17 protein-coding genes are annotated in these 19,540 nt (G+C 63.9%); 13 read left to right on the top strand and 4 right to left on the bottom strand.

Annotated features, from left to right (window positions below; genetic code table 11):
- The first annotated feature begins 48 nt into the window (after positions 1–48).
- From JV18_RS0105055 to JV18_RS0105040, 4 genes are read left to right on the top strand one after another with little or no spacing between them, the layout of a single operon-like run.
- Positions 49–1,365, top strand: coding sequence for a heavy-metal-associated domain-containing protein (locus JV18_RS0105055; RefSeq protein WP_235302882.1), 1,317 nt, complete (start codon positions 49–51; stop codon positions 1,363–1,365).
- Positions 1,365–2,027, top strand: a complete 663-nt coding sequence (locus JV18_RS0105050) for an HdaA/DnaA family protein (protein ID WP_033073663.1) — start codon at positions 1,365–1,367, stop codon at positions 2,025–2,027. The genes JV18_RS0105055 and JV18_RS0105050 overlap by 1 nt, the downstream gene beginning before the upstream one ends.
- 6 nt (positions 2,028–2,033) lie before the next feature.
- A complete protein-coding gene (locus JV18_RS0105045; protein WP_033073662.1) occupies positions 2,034–4,250 on the top strand; it encodes an RNA degradosome polyphosphate kinase in 2,217 nt (738 codons plus the stop codon).
- Positions 4,213–5,745: a Ppx/GppA family phosphatase gene (locus tag JV18_RS0105040; RefSeq protein ID WP_033073661.1), complete on the top strand. Its 1,533-nt coding sequence runs from the start codon at positions 4,213–4,215 to the stop codon at positions 5,743–5,745. Before JV18_RS0105045 ends, JV18_RS0105040 begins: the two co-directional genes overlap by 38 nt.
- A gap of 97 nt (positions 5,746–5,842) precedes the next feature.
- Here the strand turns inward: JV18_RS0105040 and rnd are convergent, their stop codons facing one another.
- Positions 5,843–7,051: a ribonuclease D gene (gene rnd / locus JV18_RS0105035; RefSeq protein ID WP_033073660.1), complete on the bottom strand. Its 1,209-nt coding sequence runs from the start codon at positions 7,049–7,051 to the stop codon at positions 5,843–5,845.
- A gap of 104 nt (positions 7,052–7,155) precedes the next feature.
- On the opposite strand from rnd, the gene JV18_RS0105030 reads away from it, so the two are divergent.
- The 6 genes from JV18_RS0105030 (at position 7,156) to JV18_RS0105005 (ending at position 13,417) form a co-directional block, all read left to right on the top strand.
- Positions 7,156–7,482 (top strand): hypothetical protein, encoded by a 327-nt coding sequence (locus JV18_RS0105030; protein ID WP_033073659.1) that lies wholly within the window; start codon positions 7,156–7,158, stop codon positions 7,480–7,482.
- On the top strand, positions 7,482–9,002 hold the full coding sequence (locus JV18_RS0105025) for an FAD-binding protein (RefSeq protein WP_033073658.1): 1,521 nt from the start codon (positions 7,482–7,484) through the stop codon (positions 9,000–9,002). The genes JV18_RS0105030 and JV18_RS0105025 overlap by 1 nt, the downstream gene beginning before the upstream one ends.
- 101 nt (positions 9,003–9,103) lie before the next feature.
- Complete coding sequence (aspS, locus tag JV18_RS0105020; RefSeq protein WP_033073657.1) at positions 9,104–10,885, top strand: aspartate--tRNA ligase; 1,782 nt, start codon at positions 9,104–9,106, stop codon at positions 10,883–10,885.
- 2 nt (positions 10,886–10,887) lie between these two features.
- Entirely contained in the window at positions 10,888–11,781 is an 894-nt protein-coding gene (locus tag JV18_RS0105015; RefSeq protein WP_052071745.1) for an alpha/beta fold hydrolase, read from the top strand.
- Between the two features lie 245 nt (positions 11,782–12,026).
- Entirely contained in the window at positions 12,027–12,815 is a 789-nt protein-coding gene (locus tag JV18_RS0105010) for a polyphosphate kinase 2 family protein (protein ID WP_033074964.1), read from the top strand.
- A 65-nt stretch (positions 12,816–12,880) separates the two neighbouring features.
- Positions 12,881–13,417, top strand: a complete 537-nt coding sequence (locus tag JV18_RS0105005; protein WP_033073656.1) for a J domain-containing protein — start codon at positions 12,881–12,883, stop codon at positions 13,415–13,417.
- A 28-nt stretch (positions 13,418–13,445) separates the two neighbouring features.
- Here JV18_RS0105005 and JV18_RS0105000 read toward each other — a convergent pair whose 3' ends face one another.
- Both JV18_RS0105000 and JV18_RS0104995 read right to left on the bottom strand, forming a co-directional pair.
- A complete protein-coding gene (locus tag JV18_RS0105000) occupies positions 13,446–13,937 on the bottom strand; it encodes a hypothetical protein (RefSeq protein WP_033073655.1) in 492 nt (163 codons plus the stop codon).
- A gap of 78 nt (positions 13,938–14,015) precedes the next feature.
- Complete coding sequence (locus JV18_RS0104995) at positions 14,016–14,678, bottom strand: glutathione S-transferase family protein (protein ID WP_327195754.1); 663 nt, start codon at positions 14,676–14,678, stop codon at positions 14,016–14,018.
- 203 nt (positions 14,679–14,881) lie between these two features.
- On the opposite strand from JV18_RS0104995, the gene JV18_RS0104990 reads away from it, so the two are divergent.
- The 3 genes from JV18_RS0104990 (at position 14,882) to JV18_RS0104980 (ending at position 18,939) form a co-directional block, all read left to right on the top strand.
- Complete coding sequence (locus tag JV18_RS0104990) at positions 14,882–16,564, top strand: CHASE domain-containing protein (RefSeq protein ID WP_033073654.1); 1,683 nt, start codon at positions 14,882–14,884, stop codon at positions 16,562–16,564.
- 64 nt (positions 16,565–16,628) lie between these two features.
- Complete coding sequence (locus tag JV18_RS0104985) at positions 16,629–17,645, top strand: LacI family DNA-binding transcriptional regulator (RefSeq protein ID WP_052071744.1); 1,017 nt, start codon at positions 16,629–16,631, stop codon at positions 17,643–17,645.
- A 160-nt stretch (positions 17,646–17,805) separates the two neighbouring features.
- Complete coding sequence (locus tag JV18_RS0104980) at positions 17,806–18,939, top strand: HWE histidine kinase domain-containing protein (RefSeq protein WP_052071743.1); 1,134 nt, start codon at positions 17,806–17,808, stop codon at positions 18,937–18,939.
- Between the two features lie 80 nt (positions 18,940–19,019).
- On the opposite strand, the gene JV18_RS0104975 is transcribed toward JV18_RS0104980, so the two are convergent.
- Complete coding sequence (locus tag JV18_RS0104975; RefSeq protein ID WP_081944683.1) at positions 19,020–19,499, bottom strand: RidA family protein; 480 nt, start codon at positions 19,497–19,499, stop codon at positions 19,020–19,022.
- Positions 19,500–19,540: the final 41 nt, after the last annotated feature.

Raw genomic sequence — 19,540 nt, 5'->3', positions numbered from 1 at the left:
TGATTTCCTTGTCCCGAGCCGCGCTTTTGGGCAGAGCATAGAGAAGAGATGAACGTCACCGCTTCCCTTCGCGCCCCGGCGCCCTCGCTTTCGCGATTTTTCGCCCCCCTCCATATGCTGCGCGATCCGCGCTGGATCGGGCTTTTCGCCCTTTTTCTGGGGGTTGTCGCGATCGGCGTGGTCGAAGGACAGATTGCGCGCGGCAACCGGGGAATCACCCCGATCAACAGCAGCGGCGATTTCATGGCCACGGGCATCACCATCGACGCCACCGGCAAAAACGCAGAGGAAGCGAGAGAAACCGGCTGGCGCGAAGCCCAACGCAAGGGCTGGGCACAGCTTTACCGCAAGATCAACGGGCGCGACGGACCGCGCCTTTCCGATTCGGTGCTCGACGGTATCGTCACGGCGATCATTGTTGAAAAGGAACAGATCGGACCCCGCCGCTATGTCGCGACGCTGGGGGTGCAGTTCGACCGCGTGCGCGCCGGACAGATTTTGGGGGTCAGCGGGCGGACACTGCGCTCGCCGCCCCTGCTCGTCATCCCCGTCTATTCCGTCGGCGGCATTCAGCAGGTGTTCGAACAGCGCAGCGCGTGGCAGCGCGCCTGGGCCGAGTTTAACACCGGGCAAAGCGCGATCGACTATGTTCGCACCGCGGGCACCGGGCCGGACACCTTGCTCCTCAATCCGGGGCAGATCGGGCGGCGCGGGCGCATCTGGTGGCGCGTGATCCTCGATCAATATGGCGCCGCCGATGTGCTAATCCCGATGGCGCGCGTCGAATATAGCTATCCCGGCGGGCCGGTGAAGGGCTATTTCACCGCGCGCTTCGGCCCCGACAATGGCTATGTCGACAGCTTTACCATGACGGCGCCGACCCCGGCGGCGCTGCCCGACATGATGCAAAAGGCGGTGGCGCGCATGGACGCCATTTACGCCCGCGCGCTCGCCGACGGGCTGCTCAAGACCGACCGCTATCTGGTGCTCGAGGAGCCGGTGCAGGCGGAGGAGCTGCCCGAAGAAACGACGTCCGAAAATAGTGGCGGCGAAAGCAGCGATAGCGCCAGCGGTTCGCGCAGTGACGATGACGCCAATGGCGGCGACAGCGCGGCGCCCGCGCCGAGTGTGCAAAGCTTCGCCGTCCAATATGCCTCACCCGATGTCGAATCGGTTTCGGCGACCGAACGCGCGGTGGCGGGCATTGCGGGCGTGCGCTCCGCTTCGACCACCAGCCTCGCGCTCGGCGGCACTTCGGTGCTGAGTGTCACCTATAATGGCGATATTGCTGCGCTGAGGGCAGCGCTCGCCGCGCGCGGCTTCAAGGTGCAGGAAGGCGGCGGGCAGCTCAGGATCAGCCGCTGATGTCCGGCGCCGCAACTGGACAGATCGCGCTGCCCCTCGATTGGGAGGATGGCGAGCGCGCCGATATCCCGCTGATCCTTGGCCCCAGCAACGCCGATGCCGTGCACCAGCTTCATCGCGTCGAAAGCTGGCCCGTCCGCACCGCCGTTCTCGTCGGCCCGCCGGGATCGGGGCGCAGCCTGATGGGCCGGATGTTCGTGCGCGATACCGGCGGGCGGGTGATCGATGGACCGCAGAGCGTTTCGGAAGAGGATATGTTCCACGCCTGGAACGCGGCGCAGGCAAGCGACCGGCCCTTGCTGATCATCGCCGATGCGCCGCCCAGCGCATGGAATGTCGCGCTTCCCGACCTTGCCTCGCGGCTTTCGACCGTCCCGATATTCACCATAGGCGAGCCTGACGACGCCCTCGCCCGCGATTTGATCGAGGCTTTGTTCGCGCGGCGCGGCATGATGCTCTCACCCGATGTCGCCGCCTATATCGTGCCGCGCATGGAACGCAGCTATGCGATGATCCACCGCATTGTCGCCGCGCTCGACCGGGCGGCGCTCGCTCAAGGCAAACGCCTCGGTATTCGTCTCACGCGTGAAACATTGTTGTCACAAGGGCTGATCGACAATGATGTGGCGGAGCGGAATGACCGCCCCCAAACGACAGGATGAGGCGATATGGCGACAGGTGGCAGCCCCCTTCACGCGGACAATGATGTAGACCCTGATCGGAACGGGGGGCGGGACGGTAGCGGGGATAACGACAGGGATGGCGGCGTCGCCGCTTTTGGTCCCGATCGCTTCTTCAATCGCGAACTCAGCTGGCTCGCCTTTAACCGGCGGGTGATGGAGGAAGCGTGCAACCCCGCGCATCCCTTGCTTGAACGGCTGCGCTTTCTGTCGATTTCGGGCAGCAATCTCGACGAATTTTTCATGGTGCGCGTCGCCGGGCTGAAGGGGCAGCAGCTTCAGGGCATCGACGATCCCTCTGCCGATGGCCGTTCGCCGGGGCAACAGCTTGCGGAAATCGAGGCAGAGGTGAACCGCCTCGTCGACGAACAGCAAAGCGAATGGCAGTTGCTTAACCGCCTGCTCGCCGAACAGGGGATCAAGGTCTATGGTGAAGGCTCGGACACCGAACGCCTCCGCCGCGCGCTGCATAGATATTTTATCGAGCAGATTTTTCCGATCCTGACGCCGCAGGTGCTCGACCCTGCGCATCCCTTTCCCTTCATTCCCAATCGCGGGTTGGGGGTGATTTTCGACCTCGAACGCATCGGCAGCGGGGAAACGATCCGCGAACTGGTCGTCATCCCGTCTTCGCTCGCGCGTTTCGTCCCGGTTCCGGGGGAAACGGCTGGCTTTGTCCCCATCGAATATCTCGTCGAAATTTTCGGCGACACGCTTTTCCCCGGCTATCGCATCCGCGCGCGCGGGGTGTTTCGCATTATCCGCGACAGCGATATCGAACTGGAGGAAGAGGCGGAGGATCTCGTCCGCCTGTTCCGCACCGCGATCCGCCGTCGCCGCCGGGGGCGGGTCATCCTGCTGGAGCTTGGCGCCGACATGCCGGGCGAGCTTGCCGCGGTTCTCAACGCCGATATTCAGGGGCATGAAGCCATCGTTGCCAAGATCGACGGCTTTGTCGGCCTCGCGGCTCTCTCGGCACTGGTCGATGTCGACCGGCCGGACCTTAAATTCCCCGCCTTTTCGCCGCGCTTTCCGGAGCGCATCCGTGAACATGGCGGCGATTGCTTTGCTGCGATCCGCAGCAAGGATATTCTCGTTCACCACCCTTATGAAAGCTTCGACGTCGTCCTCTCTTTCCTGCGTCAGGCGGCGGCGGACCCCGATGTGGTTGCGATCAAGCAGACCCTCTACCGCGCGGGCAATCAGTCGCCGGTGATCCGCGCGCTGATCGAGGCGGCGGAGGCAGGCAAGTCGGTGACCGCTGTGGTCGAACTCAAGGCACGCTTTGACGAGGAACAGAATCTCCTCTGGGCCAATCAGCTCGAACGCGCGGGGGTCCAGGTCGTCTATGGCTTTATCGAGTGGAAAACCCACGCCAAAATCTCGATGGTGATCCGGCGTGAAGGGCAGGGCTATCGCAGCTATTGCCACTTTGGCACGGGCAATTATCACCCCGTCACCGCGCGCATCTATACCGACCTCAGCTTCTTTACCGCCGACCCGCGCGCGGGCCGCGATGCCGCGCAATTGTTCAACTATATCACCGGCTATGTGGAGCCTGAACGGCTCGATATGATCACCATGTCGCCGCTCAACATGCGTGCGCATCTGTCCAGGCTCATCGACGCCGAAATCGCAGCCGCGCGCTCCGGCGGGGCGTCGGGGGTCTGGGCGAAGATGAACAGCCTCGTCGATCCCGACATCATCGACAAATTATATGAAGCGAGCCGGGCGGGCGTGCCCATCGAATTGATGGTGCGCGGTATCTGCTGCCTGCGTCCCGGTGTTCCTGGCCTCTCTGAAACGATCAACGTCAAATCGGCGGTGGGCCGCTTCCTGGAGCATAGCCGGGTGTGGGCCTTTGCCAATGGCGCGCCGCTTCCGCATCGGGGGGCAAAGCTTTATATTTCCAGCGCTGACTGGATGCCGCGCAATTTCGACCGGCGCGTCGAATATATGATACCCATCGAAAATCCGACCGTTCACGACCAGATTCTCGATCAAGTGCTGGTTGCCAATCTTATCGACAATGAACAAAGCTGGACGTTGCAGCCTGATGGCACCTATTTGCGCGTCCATCCGGGGGACAAGCCTTTTAACCTTCATCATTATTTCATGACCAACCCATCGCTGTCAGGGCGCGGCACCGCGCTGCACCGGCGACAGGATGTGCCGACATTGGCGTTCCACCATAACGAAGATTGAGACAGGGATTTTGGGGTCAAAAACAGATTTGAAGACGTCGGTTCGCCGCTCGGCGGTGATCGACATCGGGTCCAATTCGGTTCGCCTTGTTGTTTATGAAGGCCCCGCGCGGGCGCCTGCGGTGATTTTCAACGAAAAGGTTGCGGCGGGCCTCGGTCGCGGCCTGGCGGTCGATGGCCGCATTGCCGATGCCGATGCCGAACGCGGCCTTGTTGCGCTGCGCCGCTATGCGCTGCTCGCGCGGCAGATGGAGGTGAAGGACCTGCAATGCGTCGCGACCGCTGCGGTGCGCGATGCCGAAAATGGCCCCGACTTCATCGCCGGGGCAGCGGAGGCGGGGCTGAAAATCCGCCTGCTTTCGGGCGCCGAAGAGGCGGAGGCGGCTGGCTGCGGCATTTTGTCGGGCATTCCCGACGCCCATGGCATCGCCATCGACCTTGGCGGCGGCAGCCTCGAACTGGCCGAGGTGGCGAATGGGGAGGTTGGGCGCTGCGCTTCCTTCCCGCTGGGCGTGCTGCGCCTTCCCGCACTTCGCGGCGGCGGTCAGCAGATGTTCGAACGCACCATACGCAAAATGCTCAAGACGGCGGGCTGGCCCGGCAATCTCCTGGGGCGTCCGCTGTATCTCGTCGGCGGCTCATGGCGTGCGCTCGCGCGGCTTGATCTCGAACTCACCCGTTCGCCGCTGGCCGTGCTCGATCAGCATCGCATTCCGCGCGCGGCGGTGCGCCGCCTCGTGCGCGCGACCAAAAGGCTGAGCTATGACGAGCTAAAGGCGATTCCCGGCATGGCGTCGAACCGCGCCGCGACCCTGCCCGACGCGGCGGCGCTGCTCGCGGCGCTGGTCAATATCATCGACGTGCCCGATATGACGGTGTCCTCTTCGGGCCTTCGCGAAGGCCTGCTCTATCAGACGCTCGAACCCGAAGTGAAGGCGCAGGACCCGCTGATCGTCGCCGCTGAATTCGAGGGAAGGCGCCTTGCGCGTTTCGCTCCCCATGGCCGCGCTATCGCTGACTGGATTGCGCCGATATTCGCGCATGAAGTGCCGGGCGACAGTCGCATTCGCCTTGCGGCCAGTCTGCTCAGCGACGTGGCCTGGTCCGCCAATCCCGATTTTCGCGCCGAACGCGGGATGGAGATCGGCCTCCACGGCAATTGGCGCGGCGTTGATATAGCGGGGCGGGTGCTGCTTGCGCGCGCGCTCCACGCGGGTTTCGGCGGGCCCGACGCCGATTTTCCCGATATGTCGGCGCTTGTCAGCGATGATCGGCTGGTGCCAGCGCGGCAATGGGGCCTCGCCATCCGCCTCGCGCAGCGGCTGAGCGGCGGGATCGAGGCGCCCCTGCGCGCGACCTCACTGATGCTGGCGGGAGAAAGGCTGCGCCTCAGCCTCGATCCGGGCTGGCATCATCTGGCGGGCGAATCGGTCGAACGCCGCCTGCGCGCGCTTGCCCTGTCGCTGGGTGCCAAGCCGGAGATGGTTTTGCTCTAGGCCGGTTTCAAAGAGACAGCCGGGGAGGCGGCCCTGATCCCGTTCGTGTCGAGCGAAGTCAAGACACACCTCGGGATCAGCAAGCGAAGAAAAACGCTTAGTCCGCCGCCGCCGCGCCCTCGCTGTCGTCGTCCGCCTCGACCTCAATGCGGCTCATCACCAGCTTGCCATGCTTCACAGCAAAACCAACGCGTCCCTCGACCAGATCGAGCGCCGCCGCGCCAAACACTTCATGGCGCCAACCGCGCAGCATCGGAATATCCTCGCGCCGTCCGGCGGCCAGCGCCTCCAGATCATCGCTGCGCGCGATCAGCCGTGCCGCGACATTCAGTTCGCGCGAGCGAATTTTCAGAAGCAGTTTGAGCAGGTCGGCGACCAGCGTCCCTTCCTTGCCCAGCCCAGGCCCGCGCGATGATCGTTCGGGCATATCTTCCTTCGCCAACGGTTTGGCATCCGACAGGGCGTCGATCAGCCGCCCGCCGATGTCATTGCTTTTCCAGGTGGCCGACAGGCCGCGCACCCGGCCCAGAGCATCCTGATTCTTCGGCGGATGCGCGGCCAGATCGGCCAGCGTTTCATCCTTGACGATGCGCCCGCGCGGCAAATTCTTGTTACGCGCCTCGCGCTCGCGCCATGCCGCCAGCGCCTTCAGCCGCCCGAGTACGTCAGGTTTGCGCGACGGGATCTTGATCCGCTGCCACATTTTTTCGGGGTCGAGATTATATCCGGCGGGGTCGGCAAGCTTTTCCATTTCCTCGTCCAGCCAATGGCCGCGTCCGGTCTTGACCAGCTTTTTCAGCATCATCGGAAAAATTTTTGCCAGATACGTCACATCGCCAATGGCATAATCGATCTGCCGTTTATCGAGCGGGCGGCGGCTCCAGTCGGTAAAGCGCGCGCCCTTGTCGAGCTGCACCCCCAGCCAGCTATCGACCAGATTGGAATATCCCACCTGTTCGGCCTGACCCAGCGCCATCTGCCCGACCTGCGTGTCGAAAATTGGCTGCGGCGTCTTGCCGGTCAGGTTGAAGATGATCTCGACATCCTGCCCCCCGGCGTGAAAGACCTTCAGTATATTTTCATTATCCACGATCAGGTCGAGCAGGGGGGAGAGGTCGATGCCATCGACCATCGGGTCGATGGCGGCGGCGTGATGGGCATCGGCGACCTGGATCAAGCAGAGCTCGGGCCAGAAGGTGTTTTCCCGCATGAACTCGGTATCGACGGCGATAAAATCGCTGTCCTTGATCAGGTCACAAAATTCGGCGAGCGCCGCGCTGGTTTCGATAAGCGGATGGACTTGCATAGCGCGCCTATACAGCTAGTTGACCGTGACGGGCAGAAAAATTGTCCGCACTCTTCGGGTCGCAGGGGGCCGGAATACCGGCGGGGAAAACGAAGGGGGTAAAGATGACAATCGCTTGGGTGCTGGCGGCGCTGTTTGGCGCGTTGCTGGTCGGGCAATATGCTGCGGGACAGGCCGATATTTTCATATCGATCGCCAACCCAAGGCCGCTCGACGAAGAATATATGGTGGTCACGCTAAAAGGGTGGGGATTCGCGTCGCAGGCGAAACAACCCTTTCTGACGCCAGAGGCCGATCATGGGCTGTGCGACGTGCGCGTTTTTGCGACTCGGCGGCAAATACTCGTCAGCATCGCCACTTTCGGCTTTCTGCGTCCGGTGACGGTCGCGTGGCGCGCCCATGCGGGCATTTTTCCGCTGGGGGATGCCTGATGCCGATTGTCGATCTGGGCGGGGCGGAGCGCTGGACCAATTATCATGGCACCGGTACTGCCGAACGCGCGCCGCGTTTCGCGTTGCGCAGCGGCGATGCAGAACGCGGCCGCGATGAACTGGCGGCGGCGGCGCGCGATGTGCAGGACTGGCTGAACGCTGCGCTGGGGGAGGGGCGCCGCGTGCGTCCGCTCGGCGCTGGCTGGTCGCCCTCGAACATCAATATCGCCTCCGATGCATGGCTGCTCCACACGCGGCGTTTCAACCGCTGTTTTCGCATCAGGCCGGACGATCTTCGCCCAGGCAGCGGCGCCGATCCCGCTGCGCTAATGCTCGTGGAGTGCGGCGCGCTCGTCGATGAAGTTTCGGACAAGCTCGAAGGACAGGGCCGTTCGCTCTGGACCAGCGGCGCGGGCAATGGCCAGACTTTCGCCGGCGCCTGCGCCACCGGAACCCATGGCTCGATGGTGGAACGTGGCGGTATTCAGGACCATTTGCGCGCGGTTCAGCTTGTCACACCGGGCGGCATTTATTGGATCGAGCCGGCGGCGGGGGTGATGAACGACGCCTTCATCGCCGCCACAGGGTCGACGGCGCTGCGCGATGACGAGATTTTCGCCGCCGCGCAGCTGGGCGTCGGCGCACTCGGCGTTGTAACCGCGATGGTGGTGGACAGCGTGCCCAAATTCCTGGTCCGCCCGATCCAGAATCTGCGCCGGGTGGAGCGCGCCGCGCTCGACTGGCTCGCGGCGGGCGACTTCCGCCGTTTTTCGGCGACCTATGCGCTCGACCGCGATCCCGCCTTCGTGCAGATGATCGTCAATCCCTACAAGCCTTTCACGCGCCCTGCGATGCTGCGCTTCCTCTATGCCGAACCTTGGCGGGCCGATTATCCGCGCGCAACGGCGGGCGAATTGGGTGCGGGCTATGACGCGCTCAGCCTGCTGGGGGGATTGCTCGACGATTATCCGTGGGCGCGCGGCGCGCTGCTCCAATATGCGATGCGGCTCGGCTATGCCGCCGGGCCCGACGTCGATGACCCGCCGGTCTATGGCAGTTGGGGGGAGGGGCTGGATACACACCGCCCGCTCGCCAATTTGTTCAACGCCTCGGTGACCATCGACCGCGCCGATCTGGCCTATGCCTTCGAACTCATCTGCGCGGCCTATGCCCGCCATGGCGGTTCGACGGTGGTGACGCTGCGCTTTATGAAACAAGCGCAGGGGCTCCTCGCGCCCGCGCGCTTTCCCGACAATGCGGTAATCGATTTCGACGGTCCGCGCAGCGCGCGCACGGCAGAAGCCTATGCCCGGGTCGTCGATCTGCTCGATGCGGAGGGGATCGCCTTCACCCGCCATTGGGGAAAAAGCTGCCAGCTCGATGCTGCCCGCGTGTGCACCGATTATGGGGAGGATTACCGCCGCTGGCGCGCCGCGCGCGACCGGCTGCTCCCCGATCCCGCACACCGCGCCCTATTCGGCAGCGCGGTTCTCGACGGGCTGGGCCTGACCGACGGTTAGGCCCCGCGCCCCTTGACAAACCGGCCCGCAAGCTGGCTTAGGCGCGGCCATATCGGCGCATTTTGTCCGCGCCCCCATCCAGTCATTTGAAAGACGCCATCATGCACGCCTATCGCACCCATCATTGCGGCCAGCTTCGCAGCCAGGACGTCGGTCAGAATGTCCGCATCTCGGGCTGGGTCCATCGCAAGCGCGACCATGGCGGCCTGCTCTTCGTCGATCTGCGCGACCATTATGGGCTGACCCAGATTGTCGCGGATTCGAGCGATCCGGCCTTTGCCATCCTCGACGGGCTGCGCGCCGAAAGCGTGGTGACGGTGACCGGCGATGTCGTCGCCCGTTCGGCGGAAACAGTGAATGTGAACTTGCCCACGGGTGAGATCGAAGTGCGCGCGCGCGAAGTGTCGGTGCAGTCGGCCGCCGCCGAACTGCCGCTGCCCGTCGCGGGTGAACAGGAATATCCCGAGGATATTCGCCTGAAGTACCGCTTCCTCGACCTGCGCCGCGAGCGGCTGCACAAGAACATCCTGCTGCGTTCGAACGTCATCGCGAGCCTGCGCCGCCGCATGACCGAACAGGGATTTGTGGAATATCAGACGCCGATCCTCACCGCTTCCTCGCCCGAGGGCGCGCGCGATTATCTGGTGCCCAGCCGCGTCCACCCCGGCAAATTTTATGCGCTGCCGCAGGCGCCGCAGATGTTCAAGCAATTGCTGATGGTCGCGGGTTTCGACCGCTATTTCCAGATTGCGCCCTGTTTCCGCGACGAGGATGCGCGCGCCGACCGCTCGCCCGGCGAATTCTACCAGCTCGATTTCGAGATGAGCTTCGTCACGCAGGATGATGTGTTCAACGCCATCGAACCCGTACTCGCGGGCGTGTTCGAGGAATTTGCGAACGGCAAGTCGGTGACGCCCGCCGGGTCGTTCCCGCGCATCCCCTACCGCGAATCGATGCTGAAATATGGCAATGACAAGCCCGACCTTCGCAACCCCATCATCATCAGCGACGTCTCGGCGCATTTCACCGGGTCGGGCTTTGGCCGCTTCGCCGACATCGTCGCGGCGGGCGACGTCGTGCGCGCGATCCCCGCGCCGGGGACGGCCGAGAAGAGCCGCAAATTCTTCGACGATATGAACAGCTGGGCGCAGGGCGAAGGCTTTGCGGGCCTTGGCTATGCGACGCGCAAGGGCGGCGAGTGGGGCGGCCCCATCGCCAAGAACCATGGCCCGGAAAAGATGGACGCGCTCGCCGCCGAACTCGGCCTCGGCCCCGACGACGGGCTGTTCTTTGCTGCGGGCAAGGAAGCTGTCGCGGCAAAGCTTGCAGGCCTTGCGCGCACGCGCGTCGCCGAACAGCTTGAGCTCATTGACCAGAACAAGTTCGAGCTCTGCTGGATCGTCGATTTTCCGATGTTCGAGCGCGACGAGGAAACGGGCAAGATCGACTTTTCGCACAACCCCTTCTCGATGCCGCAGGGCGAGCTGGAGGCGCTGGAAACCAAAGACCCGCTCGACATTCTCGCGTGGCAGTACGACATCGTCTGCAACGGCGTCGAGCTGTCGTCGGGCGCGATCCGGAATCATCGCCCGGACATCATGTACAAGGCGTTCGAAATCGCGGGCTACAGCCAGGCCGAAGTCGATGCGAATTTCAGCGGCATGATCAACGCCTTCAAATATGGCGCGCCGCCGCACGGCGGATCGGCGCCGGGTGTCGACCGCATCGTCATGTTGCTCGCCGACGAGCCCAATATTCGCGAGGTCGTGGTCTTCCCGATGAACCAGAAGGCCGAAGACCTGATGATGGGCGCGCCTGCGCCGGTCAGCGATCAGCAGCTCAAGGAACTTCGCATCCGGCTGGTCGACGGTCCGAAAAATTGAGCGTGAGCGGCCCGCGCGAACATCGCCTTGCCACACCTGCGGGCGATATCTGCTGGTTCGAATGGGGCACCCGGTCCGATGCCCCCTCGGTGCTGCTTCTCCACGCGACCGGCTTTCACGCGCGCGTCTGGGACCGGGTCGCTGCCGCGCTGCCGGCGGGCACCCATATTGTCGCGCCCGATCATCGCGGCCACGGGCGCAGCTATCGCCCGGACACCCTCGCCGACTGGGGCGCGAGCGGCGACGCGCTCCTGCCCTTGCTCGATCATTTTCCCGGTCAGCGCTGGGTCGGTTGCGGCCACAGCATGGGCGGCCTTATCCTCACGCGCCTCGCGGCGGAGCGGCCCGCCGCTTTCGTCCATCTGATCCTCGTCGATCCGGTGATCATGCCGCGCGCCATGTATGAAGCCGCGGCGAGCGACCCCATCGCCGATGATGACCATCCCGTCGCCCGCCGCCGCGCGCGCTGGACCGATTGGCAGGCGATGGCGGCGCACCTCGGCAAGCGCTTGCCCTACAGCGCGTGGCAGCCCGACATCCTCGCCGATTATTGCCGCCACGGCCTGCTTCCGGCTGCCGATGGCGAGGGGTGGGAACTGGCCTGTCCGCCCCGGCTGGAAGCGTCGGTCTATCAAAATGCGCTGCACCGCAATCCCTATGAATGGCTGGGCCGCATCAGCGCCCCCGTCAGCGTGATCCGCGCGCGCAGCGGCGAGCGCGCCAATGCGCTCGACTTTTCGGTCAGCCCTACCTGGCCCGGCCTCGGCGCGGAATTGAACGCGGTGCGCGACGAACAATGGGCCGAGCACAGTCATTTCATTCCCATGGAGGCCCCCGAACGCCTCGCGGTCGTCATTGCGGAAGCAGGCGCTCCGGCGGACGTGATCGGCGATTAGCCCTCTGCCCTCTCCAAGCTCCGTGCCTGCCATTGCGAGGAGCCCGGACTTGCTCCGGGGAGGCCGCAACCTCCCGCTATCTGTGCGGCAGGCCGCCCGCTGGAGATTGCTTCACCGGGCTGCGCCGCGTTCGCCATGACGCCCTGCGGATATCTCCTAACGCCCTCTTAAGCCCCCTGTGCGACAAGGGGGCAGGGCGGCGAAACCTGGCTCGCCGCCAAAATCTGCGTTAGATGGGCGTTGATATGAGCATATCCCTTTCCGATTATGAAACCGGCGCCAAATATGATGGCGACTATCGCGACGATCTTGCGGCCCTGCAGGACCGGCTTCAGCGCATTCAGGGCGCGCATATTATCCACCGTCAGCGCAGCGTCATCCTGTTCGAAGGCTGGGACGCGGCGGGCAAGGGCGGGGCGATCCGCCGCCTGACGGCCGAGCTTGATCCCCGCTTTTTCGAAGTCTGGCCGATCAGCGCGCCGACCGATGAGGAAAAGGCGCGCCATTTCCTCTGGCGTTTCTGGAAACGCCTGCCGGGCTATCGCGAAATCTCCATCTTTGATCGCAGCTGGTATGGCCGCGTCCTGGTCGAGCGGGTCGAAGGCTTTGCAAGCGAGGCCGAATGGCGCAAGGGCTATGACGAGATCAATGAATTCGAAGCCCAGCTTACCGGCTCGCAGACGAATTTGATCAAGCTTTTCATGCATGTAACGCAAGACGAACAGGACAAGCGCTTCGCCGACCGGCTCGACGACCCGTGGAAACGCTGGAAAACGGGGGCGGAGGATTATCGCAACCGCGCGCGCCGCGACGATTATCTCGCCGCGATGCAGGATATGTTCGACCAGACCGACACGCGCTGGGCGCCATGGAAGGTGATCGACGGCAATAACAAAAAGGCCGCGCGCATCGCCGCACTGACCCATATTGCCGATGTGCTGGAAAAGGCTGTGCCGATGACTCCGCCCGATCTCGATCCCGAAGTGGAAAAACTGGCGAAACAGGCTTTCGGCTACAAGCCGAAGAAGGGGTGACAAACGCCCTTTTCGGGCCAGACCCCGCCTAGTATTTGCGCTCATCCCTCGCTACATGGGGCGCAATGAGCCGCGCAAGACGATCCGACGACTGGGGTTTTCCCCGCTGGCGCCCCTATGGTGCGGGGCGCGAGGCGCAGCAGGTGCGCCTGTGCGACCGCCATGGCTGCCATGAGCCGGGCAATTGTCCCGCGCCCAAATCGCCCAACAGCCCTGAACGCTGGTATTTCTGCGAAACCCATGCCGCCGAATATAATCGCGGCTGGGACTATTTTGCAGGGCTGAGCGAGGAAGATGCCGCCGCTCGCGCCGCCGAGGAAGCACGCGGCGCGCGCAGCTATGCCAAGGCGCAACATTATACATGGGGCGGATCGGGCGACGGCACCCGCAGCGCCGATGAAATGCGCGCCCTCGATGTACTCGACCTGGAACCCGATGCCGATTTTGAGGCGGCGAAAAAGGCTTGGCGCAATCTCGCCAAGGAATGCCATCCCGATGTGAAGCCGGGCGATGAAGAAGCGGCCAAGCGCTTCGCAGCGGGACAGGCCGCGTTCGAAGTGCTGAAACAGGCCGAGGAACGCCGGACCTGGAAACCCGCTTAAGCCGTTTCCCCTGTAAAGCGGCGGTGCGTCAGTCCTTCTTCGGCGGCAATAATATTTTCAGCCCATGCAGCCCCACGATCCGGCCATCGGCGCATTGCGGCGCGGCGATCAGGCGGATCCAGTGCGACTGCGCGCGGTCGGGCCGGATTTCGACGTCGATGGTAAAACCCCGCCGGTGCGAAATCGCATGGGCGCGCAGCCGCTCCATCGCCGCGCGCGACGGTTCGGCATAAAGGGCAACAATGTCCTCACGTTTCAGCGCCGCGCCGCGCGGAACCCCGAACTGGTCGAAAACGGTGGGCGACCAGCTCAGCTTATTGTCGGACAGGCGGCAATGCCATTGGCCCACGCCGGGGGGCAGAGGGCTGTTCTCATTACCAGGGGACGGCCCGCCGGGCAGCGGCGCCGCGCGGTCGCCGGTTTCCGTCCCGGCGTCGTGGAGATGCCCCAGCGCAAAATGCCCCGCGCGCTCGCGCAGCGGCCAGCTATGATAAAGCGGCAAGGGATAACGGTATTTCAAGACGTGAAGGCTCCATCGGAAGGGGAGCGTCCATCGCTCCCTTCCGCCAAAATCGCTCAGCCTTTCAAATGCCTGGCGTCAAGCCTCGCCCATGCCCTTTTTCATCATCCGCTCTTCCTTTTCGACCCAGGGCGCAAGGCTAGGGCGCGCCAATATCGCTTCGCTCCAGGCGGCGATCTTGGGGTGAACGGCGGGATCGATCCGCGCGCCGCAATGGCGAAAATTCATCAACGGCGATGCCACCGCCAGATCGGCCAACGTCAGCCGGTCGCCGACCAGAAAGCCCGACGCGGGCAGGGCGCTTTCCAGATAATCGAGCAATTTGGGCAATTCCTCGCGCTCGGCCTGGTCAGCCATGGCGGCATCGCCTTTGCGGTTCAGAAATTTGGGCGCGACGACGCGGTTGAAGAACATCTTGCCTGAACAAAGGGCAAAAACGGTGTCGCCAAATTCATCCCACCAGATGACCTGCCCGCGCTCTTGCGGGTCGGCGGGGATCAGGGCGGGCTCGGGATATTTGGCCTCCAGATAATGGATGATGGCGCTGGAATCAGCGAGGGTAAATCCATCATCCTCCATCGCGGGCATTTTGCCGAGCGGCGACGCGGCGCGAAATCCCGGATCGGGATCGCCAATGCCGACGCCCTTCAGCTCGAACGCGATATTCTTTTCGCCCAGATAAGCCAGTAATTTCCGCACGAACGGCGACAGGATCGACCCATAGATAATCACGCGCAACACCTCCCTTGATGATGCGTCGACCATAGAAAAAGGGTTGCGACATGCAACTATTTATATGTTTTTCTTCGGGCCCTGCCCGACGCTCCTGCACTTCGGCGCATAAGCATTGACACGGGCATCACTTGTCCCCAGCGCATATGGAATGGGCCGCCCGGCGGGCGCGGAACGCGCTATGGTATCAACCGGGGAGCAGGACGAGCGCAATGGGACGAAATTTGTGGGCTGATCGGCTTTTGGGTCTGCTCGTCCGCTTTGTGGGCCTGTTGATCCTGCTCGCGACACTGGCAACCGCGACGGCCAGTTTCATCTATAATCAGCGAGATGAAGAAGAACAGGCCGACCGGCTGGCGATGCAGGTGAACACCCGTCTGCGCGATCAACTTGCGGTGCTCGAAGGGGTGCGGGCGCTTTACCAGTCGGACATGGAAACCAGCGGCCCCGGCATTCGCGCCTATCTTGCCGCACTTCAACCGCAGGTGCGCGCGCCGGGAATGCAGGGGGTCGGGATTGCGCTGGCGATGCGCCGGGGTACCCCCGCCGCTGCCGAGGCACGGCTGCGCGAAAATTATGGAGAGGATATTCGGGTTTGGCCCGAAACCGGCCAGCCGATCGGCTTTCCTATCGTCCTTCTCGAACCGCCCACTGCCCGCAACCGCGCCGCGCTCGGCTATGACATGTATAGCGAACCGGTCCGGCGCGAGGCGATGCGCCGGGCGTGGCAGACGGGCAATGCCGCCGCCACGGGCATTGTCCAGCTGGTGCAGGAACAGGAAGGCGAACGGCCTCACCCGGGTTTCCTTATTTATCTGCCCGTCTATGCTAATGTGCTGCCCGCCTCCGCCGGCGTTATGGCTTCGCCGCTAGGCCCGGAGAGAGCAGGGGAGCCAGAGGGCGCCGGGGTCGTTGCCACTGCCAAAGGCGTGCGCCCGATCGAAGGTTTTGTTTATGCACCCTTCCGGGTCGGCGACTTGATGACCGCAGCCTTAGGGAGCCAATTGTCCCGGCTTCACGGCATCGAGATTTACGCGGGCGAGGGGCCAAAGGCCCAGCGCGTCTTCGCTCATGGCAAACTCGGCTGGGACGCCCAGGAAAAGCGCATCCGCATCGCCGATCATCAATGGACCATGCGCCTGTCCTATGGCCGTTTTCAGGAGAGGCTGGGGCGCCCGCTCGCCATTTTGCTTTTCGGCATTGCGCTCGCGCTGCTTGCGACCAAGTTGCACCGCGTCCAGCAACGCCGCCTAGGCGCCTTTCAGGCGCTCGCGGAGGAAAAGGCTCGTCACGCCGAAGATCGCGAGCTGATGATGGGCGAAATGGCGCATCGCATGAAAAACGCCTTCGCCCGCATCGGCGCGCTCGCCCGCATCACCTTGCGCGAAGCCAAGGATCTGGAAGATTTTGAGGTGCGCTTCGACGGGCGGCTGCGTGCCCTGTCCGATGCAAAGCAAATGCTCGTCAGCGGCGTCGTGGATCGGGTGGAACTGGGCGCCATCGTTCACCGCGAACTGGAACTGGCCGGGGTCAGCGCCGATCAGCTTGCCGCGGTCGATGGCCCGGCGGTGCGCCTCGACGATGACGGGGCGCAGGCGATTGCGCTCGCCATCCACGAACTGGTGACGAACAGCATCAAATATGGCGCCTTGGCGGGCAAGGGACAGCTTGCGATCGACTGGCGTCGTGAAGGGGAGGAAGTGCTTTTCAACTGGACTGAAAGCGACCTTCCCCATACCCCCGATTGCAGCCGGGAAAGCTTTGGCACCCAGTTCATTCGTTCGCTGATCGAGCGCCAGCTCAAGGGCGAATGGCAGCGCAGTGCGGTTGATCATTGCCTGCGTGTCGTCATCCGCTGGCGCGAACAGGCGCCCGCTCCCCTTTCATCCGATTAAGGCGCCCGATTGACAAGCCGGCGGCGCGGCGCAAGAGACGGCAGGAAAGGGGAGAGAGACTGCCATGACCGCCCGGCCGCTGCGCCCGACATCCTTTGACGTTGCCGAACGCGCGGGCGTATCGCAATCGACCGTGTCGCGCGCGCTGCGCGGCAGCCCCGGCGTCAATGCCGAAACTCGCGCCCGCGTCACCGCCGCCGCGCGCGAAATGGGCTATGTCGTCGATCGCCACGCCTCCAGCCTGCGGCTCAAAAGCAGCGAGACGATCGCGCTCGTCACCATCTGCCGCCCGGGCGAGGATCGCAGCGCGATCAACCCCTTCTACTTCGCGCTTCTGGGCAGCATCGCCGCCGCGACCTCGGCGCGCGGGTTCAACCTGCTCGTCAGCTTTCAGGAAAGCGAGGCGAATTTTCGCGCTGATTTCGTCGCCTCCGGCCTGGCCGATGCCATGATCGTCATCGGCACCACCAGCAATCGCGCGGCATGGGATTATTTTGGCGAGGCGCAGGCTTCAGGTCTCGATTTCGTCTGTTGGGGGAGCCCCGGCGAACCCTTCCGCTGGATGCGCAGCGACAATGAAGGCGGCGCGCGGCTTGCCGCTGAACACCTCCTCGCGTCCGGTCGGCGCAATATCGCCTTCATTGGCCCGCAAAAATCCCCCCAGCGCCAGTTTGACGAGCGCCGCGATGCCTTTGCCGCCGCGCTCGCCCCCCATGGCATCACCCCGCACATCGTCGCGCCCCCGGCAGCGTCTGACCGCCACGCACAGGGCGTCGCCGCCGCGCGCCAGCTTCTCGCCGACCATCCCGATATCGACGCGATTTTCGCGGCGAGCGACATGCTCGCGCTCGGCGTGCTTCAGGGGGTGAAGGAAATGGGCTGCCGCGTGCCGCAGGATGTGGCGCTGATCGGTTTTGACGGCATTCGCGCGGGCACGCTCGCCGATCCCGCGCTCACCACGCTCGAACCCGATCTCGACGCCGCGGGCGAGGCGCTGGTTGCCATGGCGCTGGAGGATGACGCCCACACCCGTACCGGCACGCGCATTCCCGTGCGCCTCGCGGTGCGCGGCACTGCCTGATCGCGCCGGACCCGGCTCCCCGCACGCGCGCGCCACACGGCCGAACCCGATAGGCCCACCATTCGCCCCATCCCGGCTTTTCACAGGGGCTGCGCGTTTCGTTCGCGCGCCATGTCATGCTAGAAAGGCGCTGGCAGATTTTGCCGGAGCGTTGGGGATCATGCCTGCTCTGCGCTTTGCTGCGGAGATGATGGTGTTGATATATGATGCGCAAAGCGCCGCCTGCGAACAAATGGCGCATGGCGATGACCCTTCGGCGATTCTGATGGGCTTTTGCCAGCTTACCGAACGGGCGTTTCCGGGCGCGGTTGTCGGGATCACCATCCTCGACCGGGCACGCCTTATTTTCGAAGAAGCGATTTTCCCCTCGCTCGATCCCGCTTATGGCGAAGCGCTAAAGGGCATAGCGGTAATCGACCGGCCCGGCTCCTGCGCGCTTGCCGTTTATGAAGGGCGCACGGTCGATTGCGACGATGTGCGCGAGGACGATCGTTTCGCCGATATCTGGAAAGCTTTGTCGCTCGCGCATGGGATGGAGGCGCTGATTTCCATCCCTGCCGCCAACCGCGAGGCGCTGGTTCTCGGCACACTCGTCATCACCTATGATGCGGGGCAACCGCTCGCCCCGGCGCAGCGCGATCTGGCGCATCTTTATGCCGGACTGTGCGGCGCGATCCTCGCCTATCGCCAGCTTTATCAGCAGCAGCAATTGATGGTCGGCGAATTTCAGCATCGCGTCCGCAATTTTCTCAGCACGGTGGGCGCGCTTGTTTATGCCACGATGCGTTCGCACCCCGAACCCACGGCCTTTCGCGATGTGTTCGACGCGCGCCTCGCCGCGCTGGCAAAAGCGCATGTCCGCGCGGTCGAGCGCAAGGATACCGAACTGAGCGAATTACTCGCCGATACGCTCGCTCCCTATGCGATCGACCATGATATCGCGATCGACGGCCCGCCCGTCCGGCTTAGCGAGCCTGCCGCGATGGCGCTGGCGCTTGCAGTGCATGAACTTGCGACCAATGCCGCAAAATATGGCGCGCTTTCGCAAAATGGCGGCAAGCTTCGCATCGAATGGACGGTTCCCGACAGCGAGGCAAAGGAGTTTCGCTTCCACTGGCGCGAAATGGATGGCCCGCCCGTCACTGCGCCCAGCCATCAGGGCTTTGGTCAGCGCACCATTTCGAAAAGCGTGTCGGCCTTCGACGGCCTCGCGGTGCTCCATTATGACCCTCAGGGGCTCAGTTGCAGCATCACCGCGCCCTGGAGCGAGCGGCTGGGCCGCATGACGCACTAAGGGCCCCGGGGGGGGGCTCCTGCGCCGACCTTGCTGCACCACCCCCTCGCGCGCGTTGCGGCGTTCGACCATTCAGCTCCTCATTTGGCCCGCCGCGCCACCAGCTTTATTTCGACCAGCGCCGTCGGCGCATAAAGCGTCGATACGCCAATGGCGGTCCAGGCAGGGAAGGGGGCTTTGACATGGCGGTTCTTCACCGCGATCAGCGCATCCATCGTTCCCGGTAAGTCAGTGTGAAAGCTGGTGATATCGACAACATCGGCCCAGCTTGCCCCCGCCCGCGCCAGCGTGGCGCCCATTTGGGCAAAGGCGCGTTCAAATCCCGGCTCCAGCGTCTCTTCTCCGGGGCCGGGCCCAGCCACCACTCCCGACAGATAGATGGTGTCGCCCGCAATCACCGCATCGGAATAGCCCAACCGCTCCTGAAAGGCGCGCGCCTCGGGGTGTTCCGCCATCAGCGTCTGTTTTGACCTATTGTCACCCGGCTGGGTTGCGCTCGCTGCTCCGCCAGTCAATCCCACTAGCAAGGCGATGCTCGCCGCTCCCATGACCCTGTCCATCCCTCATCTCCTTCTACCTGTCCGGCGACAAGGCGTGACAT

Source organism: Sphingopyxis sp. MWB1, from assembly GCF_000763945.1.
Classification (GTDB): domain Bacteria; phylum Pseudomonadota; class Alphaproteobacteria; order Sphingomonadales; family Sphingomonadaceae; genus Sphingopyxis.
Note: the sequence above shows the minus strand (reverse complement) of the source record. Positions and strands in the feature narration are given on the sequence as shown.